General features: G+C 46.6%; 2 protein-coding genes. Both read right to left on the reverse strand.

What is annotated here, in order from left to right; translation table 11 throughout:
- Positions 1 to 273: IS3 family transposase (locus ACXAGV_RS19005; protein WP_474874573.1), on the reverse strand; the 273-nt coding region annotated here is incomplete at its 3' end.
- A gap of 47 nt (positions 274 to 320) precedes the next feature.
- Positions 321 to 632 carry a transposase gene (locus ACXAGV_RS19010; RefSeq protein WP_423079162.1) on the reverse strand — a complete coding sequence of 104 codons (312 nt, stop codon included), beginning with the start codon at positions 630 to 632 and terminating at the stop codon, positions 321 to 323.
- Positions 633 to 685: the final 53 nt, after the last annotated feature.

Here is a 685-nt window from a genome sequence, read left to right on the forward strand (position 1 = left end):
ACTATGACTATATTGCGAGTATCGAAACGCTCTACCGTTACGAGCACGTAACTTTAGTTGCTGCATGATTTTCGCAATGGTATTAACGCAGCAGGGGACGTTTTCTGCTTTCAAGGCACGCGTTAATCTAGGTGCGCCATAGCGCTTTTGATACTTTTCAAAGAGCGCCATAGTGTGCTCACGCAGCTGTTTTCGTCGCTGCTGATACGCGGGTATACGACGTGTGAGGTACTTGTAATAACCAGAACGAGAGACTTTAAGTGCCCGACACATCACCGTTACTCTGAATTGCCCCGCATACACTTTAATGAGTGCGTACTTTACTCTTGGTCGCTCGCAAAGTACGCGGCAGCCTTTTTTAAAAACGCATTCTCTTCTTTAAGGTCGGCCAGCTGGCGCTTGAGGGCTTGCACCTCGTCAGAGTCTTCTTGATGAAACTTCACGCCTTGAATGGTTGAGAATTGATTGCCCCCACAGCGCTTAAACTGTCGACGCCAGTTGTAGATTTGTTGTGCGGAAATGCCCAGCTCTGCAGCTACGGATTGGTTGGAGTTACCCTTTTGATCTGCTCGTCGAACAGCTTCCTTACGAAACTCTTCAGTATAAGCATGAACCTTCTTTTTATTAGCCATAAGTCACCTCTTATCTAACTATAGGAGATGTCCACTAAGTTTGGGTAAGTCCT

The organism is Alteromonas sp. ABH4_453, from assembly GCF_056160665.1.

What these genes read in the sequence shown, in the direction of transcription:
- ACXAGV_RS19010 (WP_423079162.1), bottom strand. Translation starts at nt 632, where the DNA reads ATGGCTAATAAAAAGAAGGTTCATGCTTATACTGAAGAGTTTCGTAAG.